The organism is Staphylococcus simiae, assembly GCF_002902085.1.
In the GTDB taxonomy this organism is placed as follows: Bacteria; Bacillota; Bacilli; order Staphylococcales; family Staphylococcaceae; genus Staphylococcus; species Staphylococcus simiae.
Map to the genome: position 1 here is coordinate 1 of NZ_PPQR01000005.1, position 20281 is coordinate 20281.

At 34.6% G+C, this 20281-nt stretch carries 11 protein-coding genes and 1 pseudogene; 2 read left to right on the forward strand and 10 right to left on the reverse strand.

Annotated features, from left to right (window positions below; all coding sequences use genetic code 11):
- Positions 1–297 precede the first annotated feature (297 nt).
- The gene (betA, locus tag CD113_RS00740) at positions 298–2004 is read right to left on the reverse strand and encodes a choline dehydrogenase (RefSeq protein WP_002464657.1); all 1707 of its coding nucleotides are present in this window, start codon (positions 2002–2004) and stop codon (positions 298–300) included.
- A gap of 146 nt (positions 2005–2150) precedes the next feature.
- On the reverse strand, positions 2151–3641 hold the full coding sequence (betB, locus tag CD113_RS00745; RefSeq protein ID WP_002464658.1) for a betaine-aldehyde dehydrogenase: 1491 nt from the start codon (positions 3639–3641) through the stop codon (positions 2151–2153).
- A 254-nt stretch (positions 3642–3895) separates the two neighbouring features.
- Between betB and cudC the strand changes: the two genes are divergently transcribed.
- The gene (gene cudC / locus CD113_RS00750; RefSeq protein WP_002464659.1) at positions 3896–4462 is read left to right on the forward strand and encodes a choline uptake/conversion transcriptional regulator CudC; all 567 of its coding nucleotides are present in this window, start codon (positions 3896–3898) and stop codon (positions 4460–4462) included.
- 51 nt (positions 4463–4513) lie between these two features.
- On the opposite strand, the gene CD113_RS00755 is transcribed toward cudC, so the two are convergent.
- The 4 genes from CD113_RS00755 to CD113_RS00770 form a co-directional block, all read right to left on the reverse strand.
- The gene (locus CD113_RS00755) at positions 4514–6136 is read right to left on the reverse strand and encodes a BCCT family transporter (protein ID WP_002464660.1); all 1623 of its coding nucleotides are present in this window, start codon (positions 6134–6136) and stop codon (positions 4514–4516) included.
- Positions 6137–6796: 660 nt separating this feature from the next.
- The gene (gene nrdG / locus CD113_RS00760; RefSeq protein ID WP_002464661.1) at positions 6797–7333 is read right to left on the reverse strand and encodes an anaerobic ribonucleoside-triphosphate reductase activating protein; all 537 of its coding nucleotides are present in this window, start codon (positions 7331–7333) and stop codon (positions 6797–6799) included.
- Positions 7333–9180, reverse strand: coding sequence for an anaerobic ribonucleoside-triphosphate reductase (gene nrdD / locus CD113_RS00765; protein WP_002464662.1), 1848 nt, complete (start codon positions 9178–9180; stop codon positions 7333–7335). Before nrdD ends, nrdG begins: the two co-directional genes overlap by 1 nt.
- A gap of 226 nt (positions 9181–9406) precedes the next feature.
- Complete coding sequence (locus CD113_RS00770; RefSeq protein WP_002464663.1) at positions 9407–10777, reverse strand: CitMHS family transporter; 1371 nt, start codon at positions 10775–10777, stop codon at positions 9407–9409.
- Between the two features lie 367 nt (positions 10778–11144).
- Here CD113_RS00770 and CD113_RS00775 point away from each other — a divergent pair, with 367 nt between their 5' ends.
- The gene (locus CD113_RS00775) at positions 11145–11384 is read left to right on the forward strand and encodes a hypothetical protein (RefSeq protein ID WP_095092805.1); all 240 of its coding nucleotides are present in this window, start codon (positions 11145–11147) and stop codon (positions 11382–11384) included.
- A 216-nt stretch (positions 11385–11600) separates the two neighbouring features.
- Here the strand turns inward: CD113_RS00775 and CD113_RS00780 are convergent, their stop codons facing one another.
- The 4 genes and pseudogenes from CD113_RS00780 to CD113_RS00800 all read right to left on the reverse strand — a co-directional run.
- Positions 11601–12209 carry an NAD(P)-binding protein gene (locus tag CD113_RS00780; RefSeq protein WP_002464665.1) on the reverse strand — a complete coding sequence of 203 codons (609 nt, stop codon included), beginning with the start codon at positions 12207–12209 and terminating at the stop codon, positions 11601–11603.
- 56 nt (positions 12210–12265) lie between these two features.
- On the reverse strand, positions 12266–14164 hold the full coding sequence (locus tag CD113_RS00785) for an assimilatory sulfite reductase (NADPH) flavoprotein subunit (protein WP_002464666.1): 1899 nt from the start codon (positions 14162–14164) through the stop codon (positions 12266–12268).
- A gap of 346 nt (positions 14165–14510) precedes the next feature.
- Entirely contained in the window at positions 14511–14993 is a 483-nt protein-coding gene (locus CD113_RS00790) for a glutathione peroxidase (protein ID WP_002464667.1), read from the reverse strand.
- A 972-nt stretch (positions 14994–15965) separates the two neighbouring features.
- Positions 15966–20281 (reverse strand): annotated as a pseudogene (locus tag CD113_RS00800) (SdrD B-like domain-containing protein); the annotation flags it as partial.

Sequence of the window (20281 nt, forward strand, 5' to 3'; positions counted from 1 at the left end):
GCACATTTAGAACTAGTTAGATTTATAATCTTTACTAGTTCTTATGCAGTTGCACTAATAGTGTCAACTGTAATCCTTTTTAAAATTTTTCTATGACGTATCCTTCCATCCCGTCAAGACTGACTAGGTTTGTAAAACGTTGATAAATCAACATTTTACAAATCAGACAGTTACTGCCAAATGCTTTTTGTCTTAGCCTCTCTCTAAAACTATAAAAGTAGCTGTAAAAAAATCTATCGTCATAAATTTTTTCACAGCTAATCTTAGTATGTTTTTGTGATGTTATATTACTATTTATTATGCATAAGGTTTATTGTCTAGCGCACCTTCATGTTCATCATGAACACCATGCTTATAATAATCGACATATTGTGGTGCTAATGGTTTTCTACCACGAATAATGTCTGCTGCTTTTTCAGCTAACATTAATACTGGCGCATGTATATTACCATTCGTTGTACGCGGCATTGCTGACGCATCGACGACACGTAAATTTTCCATACCATGCACTTTCATTGTTAATGGATCAACTACAGCCATTGGATCTGATGCTGGACCCATTTTCGCGCTACATGATGGATGTAATGCTGTTTCGCCATCGCGACGTACCCAATCCAATATTTCTTCATCTGTTTGAACTTCAGGTCCTGGTGAAATTTCTCCACCATTAAATGGATCCAAGGCGGATTGATTTAAAATATTTCTAGCTACTTTAATTGCTTCAACCCACTCACGTTTATCTTCCTCTGTAGATAAATAGTTAAAACGGATACTTGGTTTTTCAAATGGATCTTTTGATTTAATTTTTAAGCTGCCTCTAGAGTTAGAATACATGGGTCCAACATGTACTTGATAGCCATGAGCAACTGGTGCTTTTTGTCCATCATATCTAACTGCTATCGGTAAAAAGTGGAACATTAAGTTTGGATAATCAACATCATTATTCGATCTCACAAATCCGCCACCTTCAAAATGGTTCGATGCTGCTGCACCTGTACGAGTGAATAGCCACTGTAATCCTATCAATGGCATACGTTTGACATCTAAACTTGGTTGTAAAGATATTGGCTGCTTACATTGATGTTGAATATATACTTCTAGATGATCTTCAAAATTCTCACCAACACCAGGTAAATGCACGCGTGGTTCAATACCTTTCGATTTTAAAAATTCTGAATCACCAATACCTGATAGTTGTAATAATTGTGGTGTATTAAAAGCACCACCTGACAATATTACTTCTTTGGCATCAACAGTGTGTAATTTACCGTTTTTCTTATATGTAACGCCTGTTGCTCTTCGCCCTTCATAATTAATTTGTGTGACAAAAGCACGTGTCTCAACCGTTAAATTTTTACGTTTCATTGCTGGATGTAAGTAAGCACGTGAAGCCGACATGCGACGACCGCGATGAACTTGGCTATCAAATGGACCAAAACCTTCCTGTCTGAAACCATTAACATCTGGCGTCTTATGATAACCTGCTTCGACACCTGCATCAAAGAATGCTTGGAACAAAGGATTTGTGGCAGGACCACGCTTTAATTTAATCGGACCATCATGACCTCTATACTTATCATACGGTGCCGCACCATAAGTCGTTTCCAACTTTTTAAAATATGGTAGACAGTGTGCAAAGTCCCACGTTTCCATACCTTCAGGTTCAGCCCATCCTTCATAATCCATAGGATTACCTCGTTGGTATATCATACCATTGATTGAACTTGATCCACCAAGTACCTTACCTCTAGCATGCGCTACTTTACGTCCACCCATATGTGGTTCTTCATCAGTTGAATAAATCCAATCATAAAATTTGTTACCTGATGGAAACATTAGTGCTGCAGGCATTTGTATAAATAAATCCCAAAAATAATCACTACGCCCAGCTTCTAAAACTAATACCTCTTTATCTTTGTCTTCACTTAGTCGATTACCAAGCACTGACCCTGCACTTCCGCCACCAATGATGACATAATCATATGATTTATTGTTATTACTCATAGTTATGACCTCCAAAGTTTATATTTAATAAGCGAGCGTTGTCACACTCCTATAACCATCTATATTCAGACATAAAATCATGTAAGACATAATAAAGTGAGTGTCTTGTTATTATTACAATGGCACTCACTTTATCTAGTTTTTCTTTATTGACCAAACCAATGAATCACTTGCGGATTAGTGTTAGTTAAAATATGTTTAGACACCAAGTACTCTTCTAACCCTTCTTTTCCTAATTCACGACCAATACCTGATTGTTTATAACCACCCCAAGGTGCTTGAGCAAAATAAGGATGAAAATCATTAATCCATACTGTACCTAATTTCAATTTATTAGCCACGCGTTGTGCTTTACCAATATCTTGTGAAAATACAGCACCAGCAAGTCCATAAATTGAATCATTTGCTAATTGAACTGCTTGTTGTTCATCTTCAAATCCTTCAATCGTTACGACTGGACCAAATACTTCTTCTTGAACAATTCTCATAGATGTGTCGCAATTAGTAATGACAGTAGGTTCAAAGAACAATCCATCTTGCAAATCTTCTTTATCAGGACGTTTACCACCTACTGCAATTGTGGCGCCCTCTTGTTTAGCAATATCCATGTAATTTTCAATTTTTTGACGATGTTCAGTTGAAATCACTGGTCCCATTTCAGTATCTTTGTCGAATCCATTACCAAGTTTTATGTTTTTCACTCGTTCAATCAGTGCTTGTTCAAATTGTTCTTTTATACTATTGTGCACTATAATTCTTGAACCTGCTGAGCATACTTGCCCTGCATGGAAATAGCCACCATTTAATGCTTGGTCAACTGCCAAATCAAAATCTGCATCTTCAAAAATGATATTAGGATTTTTCCCACCAAGTTCTAATGCTACGTTTGTAACATGGTTAGCCGCATTTTTCATAATATGTTTACCAGTTTCAATACCACCAGTAAACGATACGAGATCCACTTCTCGATGACCTGATAATACATCCCCTACTTCTGAACCAGCACCTAAAATTAAGTTAATACTACCTTTAGGGAAACCAACTTCTTCCATTAATTCAAAAACTCGAATCGTTGTTAATGGTGTGATTTCACTAGGTTTCATTACTAATGAACACCCTGTTGCTAACGCTGGTGCTATCTTCCATGAAGCCTGTAACAAAGGATAGTTCCAAGGAATGATTTGTGTCACTACACCTACAGGTTCTTTCACTACTTTGCTTTCTGTATCGGCAATTGGAGAATCAATAATTTCTCCCCCTTCTTTATCTGCCAATCCTGCAAAATACATAAAGACGTTATGAATATCATCCATATCTGCATAGGATTCCTCAAGTGTTTTACCAGTATCTAACGTTTCCAGTTGCGCTAATTCTTCACGATGTTCTTTAATCTTATCAGCGACAGCTCTTACTTTATTACCTCTAGTTTCAGCTGTCTGTTGAGACCACTCTCCAGATTCAAAAGCACGTCTAGCTGCTAAAATTGCACGTTCAGCATCTTCTTTAGTTCCTTCTGCAACTTGAAATATCACTTGTTGATTATAAGGATTGATGATATCTCTTGTGTTGTTATTAGAGCTGTCAACCCACTCTCCATCTATAAATTGACGTTGAGATAATTGTTTTACAAGTTCCATTCAACAACCTCCGTTAAGTTTGTTAAATTTATATTTAACGAATTTTTCAAAGTTATGTTAGCATAGAATTATAAATTGTGTCAATTTACAAAACATTTTTATACTGATACTTTTCTTAATTCACAATATTTATTTTTCCGAAAATTTTATTATGAAGATTATAATTATTTATACTGTCTTTTTAAGTAAAAAGTCTTATAATGTATTAATATTTGCTATAATATGACACAAAATGATGTTAGGTAGGTGCAATGATGACTCGTTCAAATAACAACCAACAACAATTAGAACAAGCAAAGGATATTGTCATAAATTCTATTGGTCAAACAATGGATTTATACGGTACTAATAGAAGTGTAGGAAATTTATACGGTACGATGGTCTTCGAAGGTAGTATGACGCTTGATGAAATGCGTCATCAATTGCAAATGAGCAAACCCAGTATGAGTACGGGTGTAAAAAAATTGCAGGAATTTGATATCGTTAAACAACAATTTACACGTGGTAGTCGTAAACAACATTTTATAGCTGAGAAAGATTTCTTCATCTTTTTTAGAAACTTCTTTGCTAAAAAATTCCAACGTGAAATTGATATTAATGTTGAAGCTGTTCAAGAGGCACAAGCAATTATTAAACCCCTACTACAACGCGAGGATTTAACTGATTCCGAAATAGCAGAAGCACAAAATATTAAAGCGCAACTTGATCATACACAAGTTTATTATGACTGGTTAGAACAATTAACAACAGCCATTGAAAGTGGAGAGATTTTCAAATATTTTCCAATACCAGAGGCAAATTCACAAAGTGATGATAAATAACAAAAGCGAGAAATTGGGACAGACAGGCTGACCAACTTCTCGCTTTTTCTCTTATAAATTATCGTCTTGTTCCTTTTCAGAAACTTGAATAATTCTTAATGAACGACGTTCTACTTCTTTTAATTTTTCTGCACGTGTTTCCAATTTAATTCTATCGCGACCTAAAATAATTAAGAACGATATCATCATAAAGATAAATATAACTATGAGAGGTACACTCGCTAATACAGACGCCGTCTTCAATACCTCCAGAGCACGTTCTCCACCAACTAACATTAATGAAAATGGTAATAAACATAGCGCAAATGCCCAAAATAGTCTATTAGCTCTTAATGGCTCTCCAACTACTTTTTTCTGTGAAGCAGCTGCCAAAATATATGACCCAGAATCAAACGTTGTTGCTAAAAATAGAAATGCAGATATTAAGAATAAGACGATCATTAATGACGGGAACGGTAAGTGATGTACTATTTCAATGATTGTCGCTTCGGTACCGTGCATATTTAAATAACCTGTCACATTAAATTGTCCAGAAATTTGTAAATATACGGCATAGTTACCGAAGATACCGAAAAATAAAACACAACCTAATGTCCCATAAATAATTGTTCCTAGAATGACTTCTTTCAAACGTCGCCCTTTAGAGATTCGAGCAATAAATAAACCGATAAATGGTGCATAAACAAGCCACCAAGACCAATAGAATATCGTCCAATCTTGCGGGAAGTTTGTCTCTTTACGTCCATTAATACCTCCAAAAGGTTCTAACCAAGTAGCCATATGGAAAAAGTCTCTTAACATATTACCGAAACCAGTAACAGTCGTTTCCATAATGAAAACAGTTGGTCCTACAATAAACACAAAAGCTAATAAGATAAATGATAACCAAACATTGACGTCGCTCAACTTTTGAATACCTTTTTTTAAGCCAGTATATGAACTAATGGCGAAAATAACCGTAATCGTTAATAAAATGGCCGAACGTAAAATCATGTTACTGCCATCTAAACCTGTTAAACGTTCAATACCAGCAGAAATGAGTGGTACGCCTAACGCAAGCGATGTTGCCGCACCGCCTAGTAAACCAAAAATAAATAATATATCTACAACTTTACCTAACAATTTATCAGTTTGTCCTTTTAAAATTGGTCGACAAGCCTGACTTATTTTGTATACAGGTTGTTTCTTTACAAATACTAAGTAACCAATCGGTAATGCTGGTAACACATATATTGCCCAGGCAATAGGTCCCCAATGGAACATACCGTATTGTGTAGCAAATTGTAATGCTCCATCACTCATACTTTTAGCACCGTTGGGTGGAACTTGATAATAGAAAGCCCACTCTATAACGCCCCAATACAGAATATCTGAACCAATACCAGCACAAAATAACATTGCTGCCCATGTAAATGTATTAAATTCAGGAGTATCAGTAGCTTTACCAAGCGTTACATTACCATATTTTCCAAATGCGATATACATCACAAAACAGAAAATCGCCAGTCCCATAAATAAATATATCGAACCAATTGAATTAGAAATGGCACTATTAATTCCAGTGATTATATCTTCACTGGCCTTAGGAAATGCCATCATAGGAATTACTGCAAAAAGGAGTACAGCAACCGTACCAATGAAGGTTGTCCAGTCCATAACTTTCTCTTTTTTCAATTGTGCTCCCCCCTAATTATTAAATTTGATGAATCCGTCGTTGATTGCTTTCAATATGTAATAATTATCATGATTCACAAAATTGACAATAACGAATATTAAATAATAATGCAAATTACATACAGTTTTAAAAACATCGTTATTGAATATTTATATACTTTTAAGAGGGATCTACAAAATATTTTTAGCTCTAAGACAGTTGTGTAAAGTTTGAATTTAACGTATTTAATATATTTTACTATGTTTGAATTTGTATATTTATACATGTATAATTTATTTTTATTTATTTTTAGTGAGGAATATTAGGACAGTCTTCCCTCTCACTTAATTAATTTTTTGACAACTTATTTACAATGTTTATTAAAAGTAATTTCATAATTTATTTCGACATAATTTATACTAATATTGGAACACAATAATCTTATTTGACTGATTTTTGCTTTGATTTCATAACCGCATTTTGATTCGGAAATGTACAACAATAAAAAACAGGGCGGAACAGCAATAATTTTTCTAGACATTATTGCTTCATTCCACCCCGGCAAGACCGAATATGTTGATAAAATGTTGACTTATTTAACATTTTATAAGCGAGACAGCTACTGCCAACGCTGCATATTAAATATAAACTTTTAGTCTCACACGCTGTAACGTGAGCGATTAACTGACAATATATTCAACTAACTTATCAGACATTAATGACTGTTGAACATCTATGATGCGTTGATTTAACGACCCTTTGTAAGGTAAGTTAGGTTGATATAAATGTTGTATAAACAAGCCATCTATTAACACATCTATTAAGCTCAACATTTCATATCGCTGAGCGTAATCTCGCACTAAATATTCGTATAAGAATCCTGTCCAAACCCAAATCGTCTTAGAACATCCAAACCGTTGTCTAAATGCTTGAACAAGTTTCAAACTAATATCCAAATTACAAAATGGTTCGCCACCAAGTATACTCAATCCTGAAATGTACGATTGATCACAATAATCTAATATTTCTTCCAATACTGCTGGTGAAAATGCCTCTCCGTATGTAAATTTTTGTGCGGCTTTGTTATAACATCCTAAACAATTAAAAGGGCATCCTGATACATATACACTGCAACGTACGCCTTCACCATCTACAAAGCTATGCGTTTCTATTTTAGCGATATAGCCTTGTCCAGTTTTAATATCTAATATCGACATCATTTCGGCGCCTTCATGTGTTTAACACGTGCACACATTTCTTGATATCTTCCTTTGATTACAGGACGTTGCACTGGATTGCCCAAATAGCCGCAAGTACGCTTAACAACATCAACTGTTTTAGGATTATGGTTACCACAATGTGGACATTGATATCCTTGTGCAGTGGTATCAAAGTCTCCATCAAAACCACATTCATAACAATGATCGATCGGAATATTAGTACCTAAATAGCCCACTTTATCGTATGAATAATCCCATACCGCTTCTAGCGCTTTCAAGTTATGATTCAGTTTAGGATACTCACAATAATGAATAAAACCACCACTGGCATAATATGGATATTCTTTTTCAAAATCTAATTTTTCAAATGGTGTTACATCTTTCCGTACGTCATAATGAAATGAATTTTGGTAATAACCTTTGTCAGTAATATCTGGAATATCTCCAAACCGTTGTTGATCTAAACGACAAAAGCGATCAGTTAAAGACTCGCTTGGTGTGCTGTAAACACTAAACCATACATCATAACGTGACGTCCACATCAATTGATATCGTTTCATTTCTTTTAAAATTTCTAGCGTGAAATCTTTCGCTTCTTTAGACGTTTCCCAGTCAGGTCCATAAAAAACTGTTGCTGCTTCATATAAACCAATATACCCCATTGAAATTGTTGCACGTTGGTTCTCAAATAATCTCGACACACTGTCATCTTCTGACAATTTATATTTAAATGCCCCACTTTTATACAGAATAGGTGCATTATTAGGAACTGCATCTTTAAGTCGTTTGATACGATAAAGTAATGCATCATGTAATACTTCCATACGCTCATAAAAAATTTCCCAAAAGCGTGTCATATCACCTTGTGATTCTATTGCTATTCTCGGTATATTGAGTGTCACTACACCAAGATTACAACGCCCACTATTTTCAAACTGACCTTTGTCATCTTTCCAACTCGGTAAAAATGAGCGACAACCCATTGGCGCTTTAAAATCACCTAAAATGTCTACTAACGTATCGTAGTTTAAAATGTCTGGGTACATTCTTTTAGTCGCACATTCTAATGCTAATTGCTTAATATCATAATTAGGATCTTGTGCACTAAAGTTAACTCCTTTTTTGATTGAAAAAACTAACTTCGGAAAAATCGCTGTCGTACGGTCTTTACCTAAACCTTTAATACGTGTATGTAATATGGCCTGTTGTATTTTACGACTAAGTTCATCAGTACCTAAACCAAATCCTAATGTAACAAATGGTGTTTGACCATTTGATGTATACAAAGTATTAATTTCATACTCCAAACTTTCAATAGCATCATTAATATCTTGCGTCACTTGTTGTTCAACATACAATTCTATTTCAGTTTCTTTAACAAATTGTTTAGCTACTTGTCTATGTCTTTGTTCATTATACTTGGCGTATGTACTTAATAGTTCATCAACTCGATCAACTGTACATCCACCATATTGACTACTCGAGACGTTAGCAATAATTTGCACGAGTTGTGCTGATGCTGTCTGTATAGATTTAGGTGATGTTACATTGGCATTTCCTATGTTAAATCCATCCTGTAACATATCTTGTGCATCTATTAGACAACAATTAGTGAGCGGCTGAAATGGATGGTAATCTAAATCATGAAAATGTATGTCACCATTTTGATGTGCTTGGGCAACGTGTTTAGGCAACAAATAATTTAGAGCATATGATTTGGAAACAATTCCTGCAGTTAAGTCTCTCATTGTTGAGAATGTATCACTATCTTTATTGGCATTTTCATTAACAATAGTCGGATCTTTAGCAATCAAACCAGTTAACGCTTCTTCGATTTGATTCAAATTTATCACTTCTTTCTATATATAGTGTCTATATCAAAAATAAAACACAATATATAGTATTTCAAATCAGATTCAGCCAGTTAACCAAAACGTCAAAAAGTTATTAACAATTAGTGACTTAATTGTAGAACACAATATTTTAAAGGCGTAGTTAAATTCAATATATTTGTTGTAGGATGCTTTCTAGATTCTGATTATTCAGTGACCTAAACAGTTCATGACACCTTTAAATCGCTACAACTCCCATTAACATGGCGAGAACCAACATGACGATGGCAAATCCCCAAATCCAGAAAAAGGCATATTTAATATATGTTCCCATGTTAGCTTCGGCCAATCCAATAGCAAGCCATAACGCAGGCGAGAACGGACTGACAAAAGTTCCAATAATGTTACCAATGACCATGGCATAAGCAGTTGATACTGCAGGCACCCCAAATTGACTCGCTGTCTGTTCAACAATTGGTAATACTGCAAAATAATATGCATCCGTACTTGTTAATAAATCTAAAGGTACACCGAATAGTCCAACAATGACGTGTATATACGGTCCAACTTCAGCTGGAATGATTTTAATAAAGTCCGTAGCAATCGATTTCAACATCCCTGTTTCATTTAACACACCTAAAAACATACCTGCCGCAATAATAACTGTTGCCATCATCAATGCATTAGGTGCATGCGCCTTTAAACGATCCATTTGTTCGTCTACTGATTTGAAGTTAACAATTAGCGCTAAGGACACACCTATCATAAAGGCAAATTCCGGAGGTGCGATATTTACCAACATTGCGATTATAACTAATAATGTTAAGACTACATTGACCCATTTAATATATGGATTATATTTTGCTCTTCCTCTAACAGGAAACTTAATTTCTTGATCTCGTTCGTAAATTTCCACTAATTTATGTATATCAATGTTTTGTGTTTCACTTAATTCTCCTCTAGCAATTGCCTTTTTAATACGTTGTTTTTCTCTAAATCCTAAATAAACAGCAAATAACATAACTAAGACGAAACCTATAATTTGAATGGGTATCAAACCATACCATAATTCATTAACACTTTTGGCTTTTAGTACTGTTGCCACGCGTGCCATTGGACCACCCCAAGGCACCATATTCATAATTGCCGCACTTAGAGCCAATAACAATATTAATAAGTATTTATTCATATTTAAGGCTTTATATAATGGTAATAATGCTGGTATAGATAGTAAAAATGTTACTGCACCAGCACCATCTAATTGTGCCAATGTGCCAATTAAAGCTGTCATAACACAGACAATGACAACGTTACCACGTGTCATAAGTATTAATCTTTTGACAAGTGGTTTAAACAATCCACTATCTGTCATGATGCCAAAGAAGATAATGGCAAAAATAAACATAATAACAACACTCATGACTTGATCTAATCCTTTAGAAAAGAAAGAAACTAAGTCAGACACACTGTACCCTAATATCATTGCACCAAGACAAGGAATAAGTGTCATACCAACGACTGGACTAATTTTTTTGGCGATGAGCAGTCCTACAATAGAAATAATGATAATAAGACCCATGATTGTTAACCATAAATGACCCCCATGCATAATTCGTGCCCCCCTATAACGTTTAACTTATGAAATTTACATAATATTATGAATTTATTTACACTATTGTAACAAAGAGAGGATTGATGTGGAAGCGTTTTCTGATTAAGTAAATATGACTTATAAAATTAAATATTTGCATATGAATAAGGGGAGTATGTTTAAAAGTGACATTATAATAGCGTCGATAGTTTTCGTCTAATTCACTGAACAACTATTATTGGGTATTTCAGCTTATATTTTATAGTATCATTCGTATAATATTCTAATGATTTTGATTTTATAATATAATTAATATTATTTGTTATTAACAAAAACATCAAAATAGTATATATTTGAAATAAATAAAAATAAAGGAGGATGCAATATGGCTGAACAACAAAAAGATAATAATACTTTAGTATTTATCATTCTTGGCTGGGTATTTTCAGTTTTATCATTACTTTTCTTACCTATCGTATTTGGTCCTGCAGGGGTTGTTTTTGGTGCCTTAACAATTAGTAAAGGTAAAAAAACACATGGTATCATTATTATTGTTGCCGCAATCATTTTTGCTTTAATCGGTTTTACATTAGGATATATGATGGCTTCACAGGCAACTGCATAATGACAACAATAAAGAAACAATTTAACATGTTAATATAATACGCTAACTGAGATTTAAGCTATTAAACTTGTCATTCCAATTCATCAAATAACTTTTTAAATTAATTGGACGACGATAGCTATCACTAAAAAGCCGACTAAGTTGATACTTGCTATCAAAACTGAGTCGGCTTTTAAATATATTTAGTTATGCTTCTACAATGTACTATTTATTCACTTATTTGAAGGTTTTTAGCCACTCTAGAAACTGTTGTTGCTTTGCTATGTCTAGATACTCTATTTCTGTTATTTGCATTAATAAACGTTGTTGTTGTTTGTGAGATATATTAAGACGTTTTATTATTTGTCTACTCGTATATAAAAATTGAATAAATGGCACATACGATGATGGATATAACACTTTTAATTGCTCAATAATATTTTTAGTTAGTTTAGGGCTTGCACCATCTGTTGACACACTAATAGATAATCTATCTCTATTAAACGTACTCGGAAAACTAACATCCCCACTCTCTGCTTCACTAGCATGATTGAATAGCGTATGTTTGGGAATAGCTTGTTGAACTTGCTTATTCACCTCAGGTTGATTGGTAGCTGCTACCACAAAGTCTGCATGTTCAACATCGCCAACTTCAAATTGTTTTCTTTTCCAAACAACCTTATGTTGCTTAATTAATACTTGTATAGCGTCATTTATAGTTGGACTAATGACAATAATGTGTTGACTATAGTTACTTAATGTTTGTGCTTTACGACTTGCAACCTTACCACCACCAACAATGACGACTTTTTTATGTGTTAAATCTATCAATAAGGGCATCTTCATTTAGCCATCTAACCTCCATTAACTCATCATCTAACATTTATATCTATATCGTCATGTTAATAAACATCTCGTTGATAACGATGCTGTTGCTTCATTTGTCTTAGTACAGTTTCCGCTTCCTCTTGCGAAATATGACACTCTTTAACCAATACATCTTTAATAGCTTGATGCACATCTTTGGCCATACACTTTTCATCACCACAAATATAAATAGCGGCACCTTGTTCTAACCATTCATTAAACAAATGACTGTGCTCTAATATTCTATGTTGGACATATTCCTTCTGTTCAGTATCTCTTGAAAAGGCCAAATCCAAGCGAGATAGATTACCATTGTCAAGCCATTGTTGTAACTCATCTTCGTATAAAAAGTCTGTAGTTCGATGTTGTTCACCAAAGAATAACCAAGTTTGGCCAGTTAACCCTAATTCTTCACGTTCTTGTAAATAAGATCTAAATGGTGCAATACCCGTACCTGGACCAATCATAATTACTGGTATATCTTCACTAGTAGGAAATTTAAAATTTGCATTTCTCTTCAAGTAAATTGGTACCATATCTCCAGGTTTGACTCTTTCAGCAAATTGTACCGAACATACACCTTTTCTTTGACGTTGATGTGCTTGATAGCGAACAGTTCCTACAGTTAAATGTACTTCATCAGGTGTGGCCATAAAACTACTTGAAATTGAATACTCTCTAGGAGGTAGTTTTCTTAATATATCGGTTAAATTTTCAGGTTGTAATTCTGTAGTTGGAAAATCTGTTAATAAATCAATCAAGTCTCTACCAACTACGTATTCTTTGGCCCAATCTTCTTCTTCCATTTGTTCAGTCAACTCATCATTATCAAAATAAAGTTCAGCACTCATTAATAATGGCAATGTCAGACGCGTAATTTCAAAGTGAGTTGTTAAAGCCTCTTCCACACTTAATGTATCACCATTTGCATTGATTGGTATTTGTGATTCTGGGTCCCAACCTAACATGCTTATTAATAAATCGACCATTTGCGGATCGTTTTTGGGTAAGACGCCAATACAATCACCAGGATCATATGATTCTCCAAAGTTATCAAGTAATAGTTCTACATGTCTCGTTTCCTTATTGGAACCTTCGCCATTGAGATTATCGTTTGCTAATACTTCTGCATAGTATGGGTTAGACTTAGAATATTTCTTTTCTTTCGCTGACTTAATCGATTCACTTATAATAGGTTCGCTTTGTACGTTATTTTCAGTATTATCTATCGTATTAATGACATTAGCCATCCACTTTTCAGCATCTTCTTCATAATCAATATCACAATCTACACGTGGATAAAGTCGTTGTGCACCTAACTTTTCAAGTCCTGTATCTGCATCTTTTCCTGCTTGACAAAAGAATTCATAAGTTTGATCTCCTAAAGCTAAAACAGAAAAACTGACATGATCTAAACGTGGCGCTTGTTTACTCTCTAAAAAGTCATAAAAATCCCATGCATTGTCTGGTGGATCACCTTCGCCGTGTGTTGAGGTAATAATAAATAAATTTTCAATTTGCGATACTGTCGTTGTATCAAAATCATCCATCGCATTTAATGTCACATCATGACCAATATCAATTAAACGATCAGTAAATATTTCTGCTAAATTCATTGCATTACCAGATTCTGTACCGTATAAAACTGTAATATGGCTACCGTTTGATTCAATGTGTGGCTCTTTCTTTTCTAACATATGCGCTGTTTCTGATGGTATACTACTTTGCTGTTGGTTATTCAATGGTGTTGCACTATTGGGTAACTCTACTTCATCAGTTGACGTAGAAGAATGGCCATCACCCTCTAATGTTTGTTCATTTAATAAATAGCCACTTAGCCAATATTTTTGTTTACTAGATAATGACCGTATCAATGTATTCAGTTCATCAGCTTGTGACGCTGTAAAAGGGCTATTACTAGCATTTAATTTCAATCTTACTCACCTCTATTAAATTGTAACTATCATTTTGCTTTTTACAGTGCTCGTCAATAATATGACAGAATTAAGTTTTACTATATCTAGTCCAAGATTAATTGCTATATAGTTTAATATGATTAACGTCAATGACTTTAATATTCATTTTCTCTCTATTGTCATTATGTACCAAATTTCAGATTGAGTAAAATAGGTCGCATGGCCTATTTTGAATGTTCACTAAAAAATAAAAAGCATACTGAAGTAAAGGGGATATATCCTTTGCTTCAATATGCTTCATATTAATAACTATCATGGATAAAAAGCGTTTAACCGATAAACCATATTATTTTAAATATCTATATTATAGTAGTGATTCAATAAATGATGTCATTTCTAACGGATCATCCATTGGTAAAAAGCGTTTAACTACATTACCTTGTCTATCAATAACAAATTTTGTGAAATTCCATTTGATTTGAGAACCAAATAGACCTGGTTGTTGTGCTTTTAAATACGTAAATAATGGATGCTCATTTTTACCATTAACTAATACTTTATCCAAAATTGGAAAACTAACTCCAAATTTTTGTCTGTTTAATTGTACAACATCATCGATTGGATCTGGTTCACGATTATCAAATGTGTTATTTGGAAAACTCAAAATTGTAAATCCTTGTTCTTTATATTTTTGAAATAGCATTTCTAATTCTGTTAACTGCTCATTAAATATACAATTTGTTGCTGTATTAACTATTAAAATAACTTGATGGCGATATTGATCTAGTTTGTAAGTTGAGCCATCATGATCACATACTTCTATATCATAAACATTTCTCCTATTCATAAGGCACCTCTATATTGCGACTTTGTCATTAATTGTATAATTTTTAGAATTTTCAGATAAAATAGCCATTGATAAATACTTCAAGTAAACATTATATGGTATTACACCTTTTTTATCTATGCAATTAATAATGTTCGCTTTTAGGTTATTACCCAACTTATACAAACTAAACGCTAAATGACCTCTGTGTGCTAGTGTAAATTGACTAATTCGTGTGATATTACTAGTCTCCACACAACGACTTACATTATAACCCCTCATTATAATCATCCTTGTTCTTTATTTTTTAAAGACAATTAGTAAACCTCTTAATATATACGCTAATCCTGTCTTGATGGTCTTTCTACTTAGAAGTTCCACTACCTAACATAATTAAAATAATAATGATATGTTATTAGTGATTTAATACATAGACCTTATGATTACTTCACATCTGTATATAGATTTTGTGTATCCCTCCTTTAGAACTCATACGTACATATATTACAATGCTAATATTTTTTATTTATGCCGTTTCACATTATTAATATATGTCATTTTGTATCGTGTGCGACCGAATACATATTAAAACATCAACTCTAATAATTCAATTATAAAAAACAAAAGCGAACATTTATGTTATGTTTAGTATTTATTGTTGTCATAATATTATGTTTATTCTATTTCCGATTAATTAAACGAGTTGCTAATTATTAATAAAATAAAGCAATTTTTGTGATATTTTCTACAAAATATTCAAAGTAACATTATTATTAAATGACACTTTATCAAATAAGACAATGCGTTTAATAGCAACCAACAGTAAACTTCATAGTTTTAAAATCTCTTCGTATACCGTCTTCAACTATTTATTTTGTTATCACAAAATATTTTAAATCATTTTATATTATTATGCTATATTTTTCTATTTTTATTTTCTGACTAAAAAACCGATAAGAGACTACCCCTTATCGGTTAGATGCTTCTATACCTTTATTGACTCTTTTGTTGGCGTCTTCTACCGCCTAATAGTAATAATGAACTTGCTAATGCAAATAATGATCCAAATAATTCTGTGTTATAAGAATGTGTCATACCACCTGTACTTGGTAATTGATGCTTAGTTGTGTCGTCATTAGTTACTGTTTGTTTATGCTCAACTTTGTGATATGAAATTTTTGCATTATATTTGAAATATTGCTCTTTTCCAGTTTTCACTGTATGTTGCTGATTATGTTGTCGGTTTTGTGGGTTTTCTGGGTTGTTTGGTTTATCCGGTGTGCCTGGATTACTTGGCTTATCTGGCGTGCCTGGGTTGCTCGGTTTATCCGGCGTGCCTGGATTGCTTGGCTTAGCCGGTGTGCCTGGATTGCTTGGTTTGTCTGGTGTGCCTGGATTACTTGGTTTGTCCGGTGTGCTTGGATTGCTTGGTTTGTCCGGTGTGCCTGGATTGCTTGGCTTAGCCGGTGTGCCTGGATTACTTGGTTTGTCCGGTGTGCCTGGATTGCTTGGCTTAGCCGGTGTGCCTGGATTACTTGGTTTGTCCGGTGTGCTTGGATTGCTTGGTTTATCCGGTGTGCCTGGATTGCTTGGTTTATCCGGTGTGCCTGGATTGCTTGGTTTGTCCGGTGTGCTTGGATTGCTTGGTTGACAAGGACATACGATTTTAGTTCCATCGTTACAAGTAATTACTAGATTACCTTCTATGTTGATATAAATATTTGTGATATTAGTAATATTAGTATTGTTACTATTCAAGATATCTTGACGACTTGTTTCTTTACCGTCTCCATCTTTAACTATAATAGTAATGCCAATTTGTTTACCATCTTTATCTTTAATAGGAACTATATCTACAGTTGGTGTCTTACCATCTTTGCCGTCTTTGCCATTTTGGCCATTCATACCATTTAAAATGACTTCGCGACTAACCTCTTTACCATTACCATCTTTAATAATAACAACAATACCTACTTGATTTCCTTCACTATCTTTTAGAGGTTGTTGTTCAATGCTTGGTGTCTTACCATCTTTGCCATCCTTACCGTCTTTGCCATCAGCAATGAATGTTTCACTAATCAATTTGCCTTGTGTTCCATCTGCATTTTTTTCATAGATTCTAACATAGGAGCCTGTTTGGCCATCTTTTGTTCCACGTTCTGTAAGTGCTATTACTGATTGGCCGTCTTTGCCATCTACACCATTATTACCGTCTTTGCCATCAACACCATCATGACCGTTATAAATATTTTGACGACTGATTTCTTGACCGTTACCATCTTTGACTATAATAGTTAGCCCAATTTGCTTACCATCTTTGTCTAATATTGGTTGCTGTTCTACGCTCGGTGTTTTACCGTCAATACCATCTTTACCATTCAATACCGTTTGACGATTAATTTCGTTGCCGTCACCATCACGTACGATAATAATAATGCCATTTTGCTTGCCATCTTTATCATAAGAAGGTTGTTGTTCTACACTTGGTGTCTTACCATCTTGACCATTATAGATATTTTGACGACTGATTTCTTTACCATCAATATCTTTAACAATGACTGTTACTCCAATTTGCTTGCCATCTTTATCTAATATTGGTTGCTGCTCGATGCTAGGTGATTTTCCATCCTTACCATTTTGGCCGTCTTTGCCATTATAAATATCTTGATGACTAATTTCTTGACCATTACTATCTTTGACAATGACTGTTACTCCAATTTGCTTGCCTTGATCATCGATGATTGGACGTTGCTCAATACTTGGTGATTTTCCATCGATACCGTCTTTGCCGTCTTTACCGTTTGTTCCGTTTTGACCATCTGCAATAAATGTTTCACTAATTAATTTTCCTTGTGTTCCATCTGCATTTTGTTCATAAATTCTAATGTATGAACCTGATTGGCCATTTTGTTCACCACGTTCTGTGATTGCTGTAATAGATTTACCGTTTTGGCCATCTACACCATTTTGGCCATCAGTTCCATTGACAATTGTTTGACGGCTGACTTCATTTCCATCGCCATCTTTGACTATAATTGTTACTCCAATTTGCTTACCTTGATCGTCTGTAATAGGGCGCTGCTCAATTGTTGGTGTCTTACCATCTTGACCATTTTGGCCATTATAAATATTTTGACGACTGACTTCGTTGCCATTACCATCTCTAGTAATAACTGTTACTCCAATCTGATTGCCATTTTTATCTAATATTGGTTGTTGTTCAATACTTGGTGTCTTACCATCTTTACCATCAATGCCGTCTTTACCATCTGCAATAAATGTTTCACTGATTAAATTACCACGGCTGCCATCTGGATTTACTTCATAAATTTTAATGTAAGAACCTGAATGACCATTTTGTTCGCCGCGTTCTGTTACAGAAGTGATTGACTTACCATTTTGGCCATCTGAACCATTACTGCCATTTTGGCCATTTAAAATATTTTGACGGTTAATTTCCTTGCCGTCTCCATCTTTAACAATTACTGTTACACCAATTTGCTTACCATCTTTATCTAATATTGGTTGTTGTTCAATACTTGGTGTCTTACCATCTTTACCATCAATGCCATCTTTGCCGTCTTTACCATTTGTACCATCTGTGCCTTTTTGACCGTCTGCTACAAATGATTCACTAATTAAATTACCACGACTACCATCTTTATTGACTTCGTACACTCTAACGTAAGAACCTGGTTGACCATTTTGTTCACCACGTTCTGTAACAGCTGTAATTGATTTACCATCTGTGCCGTTAGTAATTGTTTGACGATTAATTTCGTTACCATCTCCATCACGTGTAATAACAACGACACCTGTTTGCTTACCGTTATCGTCTAGCACAGGTCTTGTTTCTATTGAAGGAGATTTACCGTCAACACCATTGGTACCATTCATAATATTTTGACGGTTAATTTCTTTACCGTCTCCATCTTTAACAATAATAGTGACGCCGATTTGATTACCATCTTTATCTAGTATTGGTTGTTGCTCTACGCTTGGTGTCTTGCCATCTTTGCCATCAAGTCCGTCCTTGCCATTAGCTCCATCTGTACCTTTTTGACCATTCAAGACATCTTGACGACTCAATTCTGTACCATTACCATCTCTAACAATAATAGTGACACCGATTTGGTTACCATCTTTATCTAGTATTGGTTGTTGTTCCACACTTGGTGTCTTGCCATCTTTACCATCTTGACCATCGATACCGTCTTTGCCGTCCTTGCCATTCATGATATTTTGTGTATCAGTAACTTTACCTTCACCATCAATAGTAATAATCTTCACGCCAATTTGGTTACCATCTTTATCTAATATTGGTTCTTGTTTCACTTGTGGTGTTTTACCATCTTTACCATTTAAGATATCTTGACGACTGATTTCTTTACCGTCTCCATCTTTAACGATAATGGTTGTACCAATTGTATTTCCTTGTGCGTCTTTAATTGGCGTTTGCTCTACTGTTGGTGTCTTACCATCTTTGCCGTCTACACCATTAGCTCCATTTTTACCATTCAAGATATCTTGACGGCTGATTTCTTTGCCATCTCCATCTTTAACGATAATGGTTGTACCAATGGTGTTGCCGTCTGCATCTTTAATTGGTGTTTGTTCTACTGTAGGTGTCTTACCGTCTTTGCCGTCTACACCATTCGTGCCGTCCTTACCATTCAAGATATCTTGACGACTAATTTCCTTACCGTCTCCATCTTTAACGATTATTGTTGTACCAATTGTATTACCTTGTGCATCTTTGATTGGCGTTTGTTCTACTGTTGGTGTCTTACCGTCTTTACCGTCGACACCGTTTGTCCCATTTTGACCATCGGCACCTGTGTCACCTTTTTCACCTTTAGTTCCATCTTTGATAAACGTTTCACTAATTAAGTTGCCACGACTTCCATCTGGATTTACTTCATAGATTCTGATGTATGAACCTTTGTTGCCATCGTTATCTATTCCAGGTGTGGTTTCAGCCGTAATCGATGTACCATTGATTCCATCTTTTCCATCTTTGATAAACGTTTCACTTATCAAATTACCGCGACTACCATCCGGATTAATTTCATAAGTTCTAACATAAGAACCATTTTGACCATCTTTTGTACCGGCTTCAGTAATTGTTGTTACAGATGTACCATTTGTGCCGTCTTTACCGTTAGCTCCTGTATCGCCTTTGTCGCCTTTGGCACCATCTTTTCCATCAGTTCCATCTTTACCGTTCAAAATATCTTGACGGCTAATTTCTTTGCCATCTCCATCTTTAACGATAATAGTTGTACCAATGGTGTTGCCTTGTGCATCTT

Coding starts and splice junctions, on each gene's coding strand:
- betA (WP_002464657.1), bottom strand. CDS start 2,004: ATGAGTAATAACAATAAATCATATGATTATGTCATCATTGGTGGCGGA.
- betB (WP_002464658.1), bottom strand. CDS start 3,641: ATGGAACTTGTAAAACAATTATCTCAACGTCAATTTATAGATGGAGAG.
- cudC (WP_002464659.1), top strand. CDS start 3,896: ATGACTCGTTCAAATAACAACCAACAACAATTAGAACAAGCAAAGGAT.
- nrdG (WP_002464661.1), bottom strand. CDS start 7,333: ATGTCGATATTAGATATTAAAACTGGACAAGGCTATATCGCTAAAATA.
- CD113_RS00770 (WP_002464663.1), bottom strand. CDS start 10,777: ATGCATGGGGGTCATTTATGGTTAACAATCATGGGTCTTATTATCATT.
- CD113_RS00775 (WP_095092805.1), top strand. CDS start 11,145: ATGGCTGAACAACAAAAAGATAATAATACTTTAGTATTTATCATTCTT.
- CD113_RS00780 (WP_002464665.1), bottom strand. CDS start 12,209: ATGAAGATGCCCTTATTGATAGATTTAACACATAAAAAAGTCGTCATT.
- CD113_RS00790 (WP_002464667.1), bottom strand. CDS start 14,993: ATGAATAGGAGAAATGTTTATGATATAGAAGTATGTGATCATGATGGC.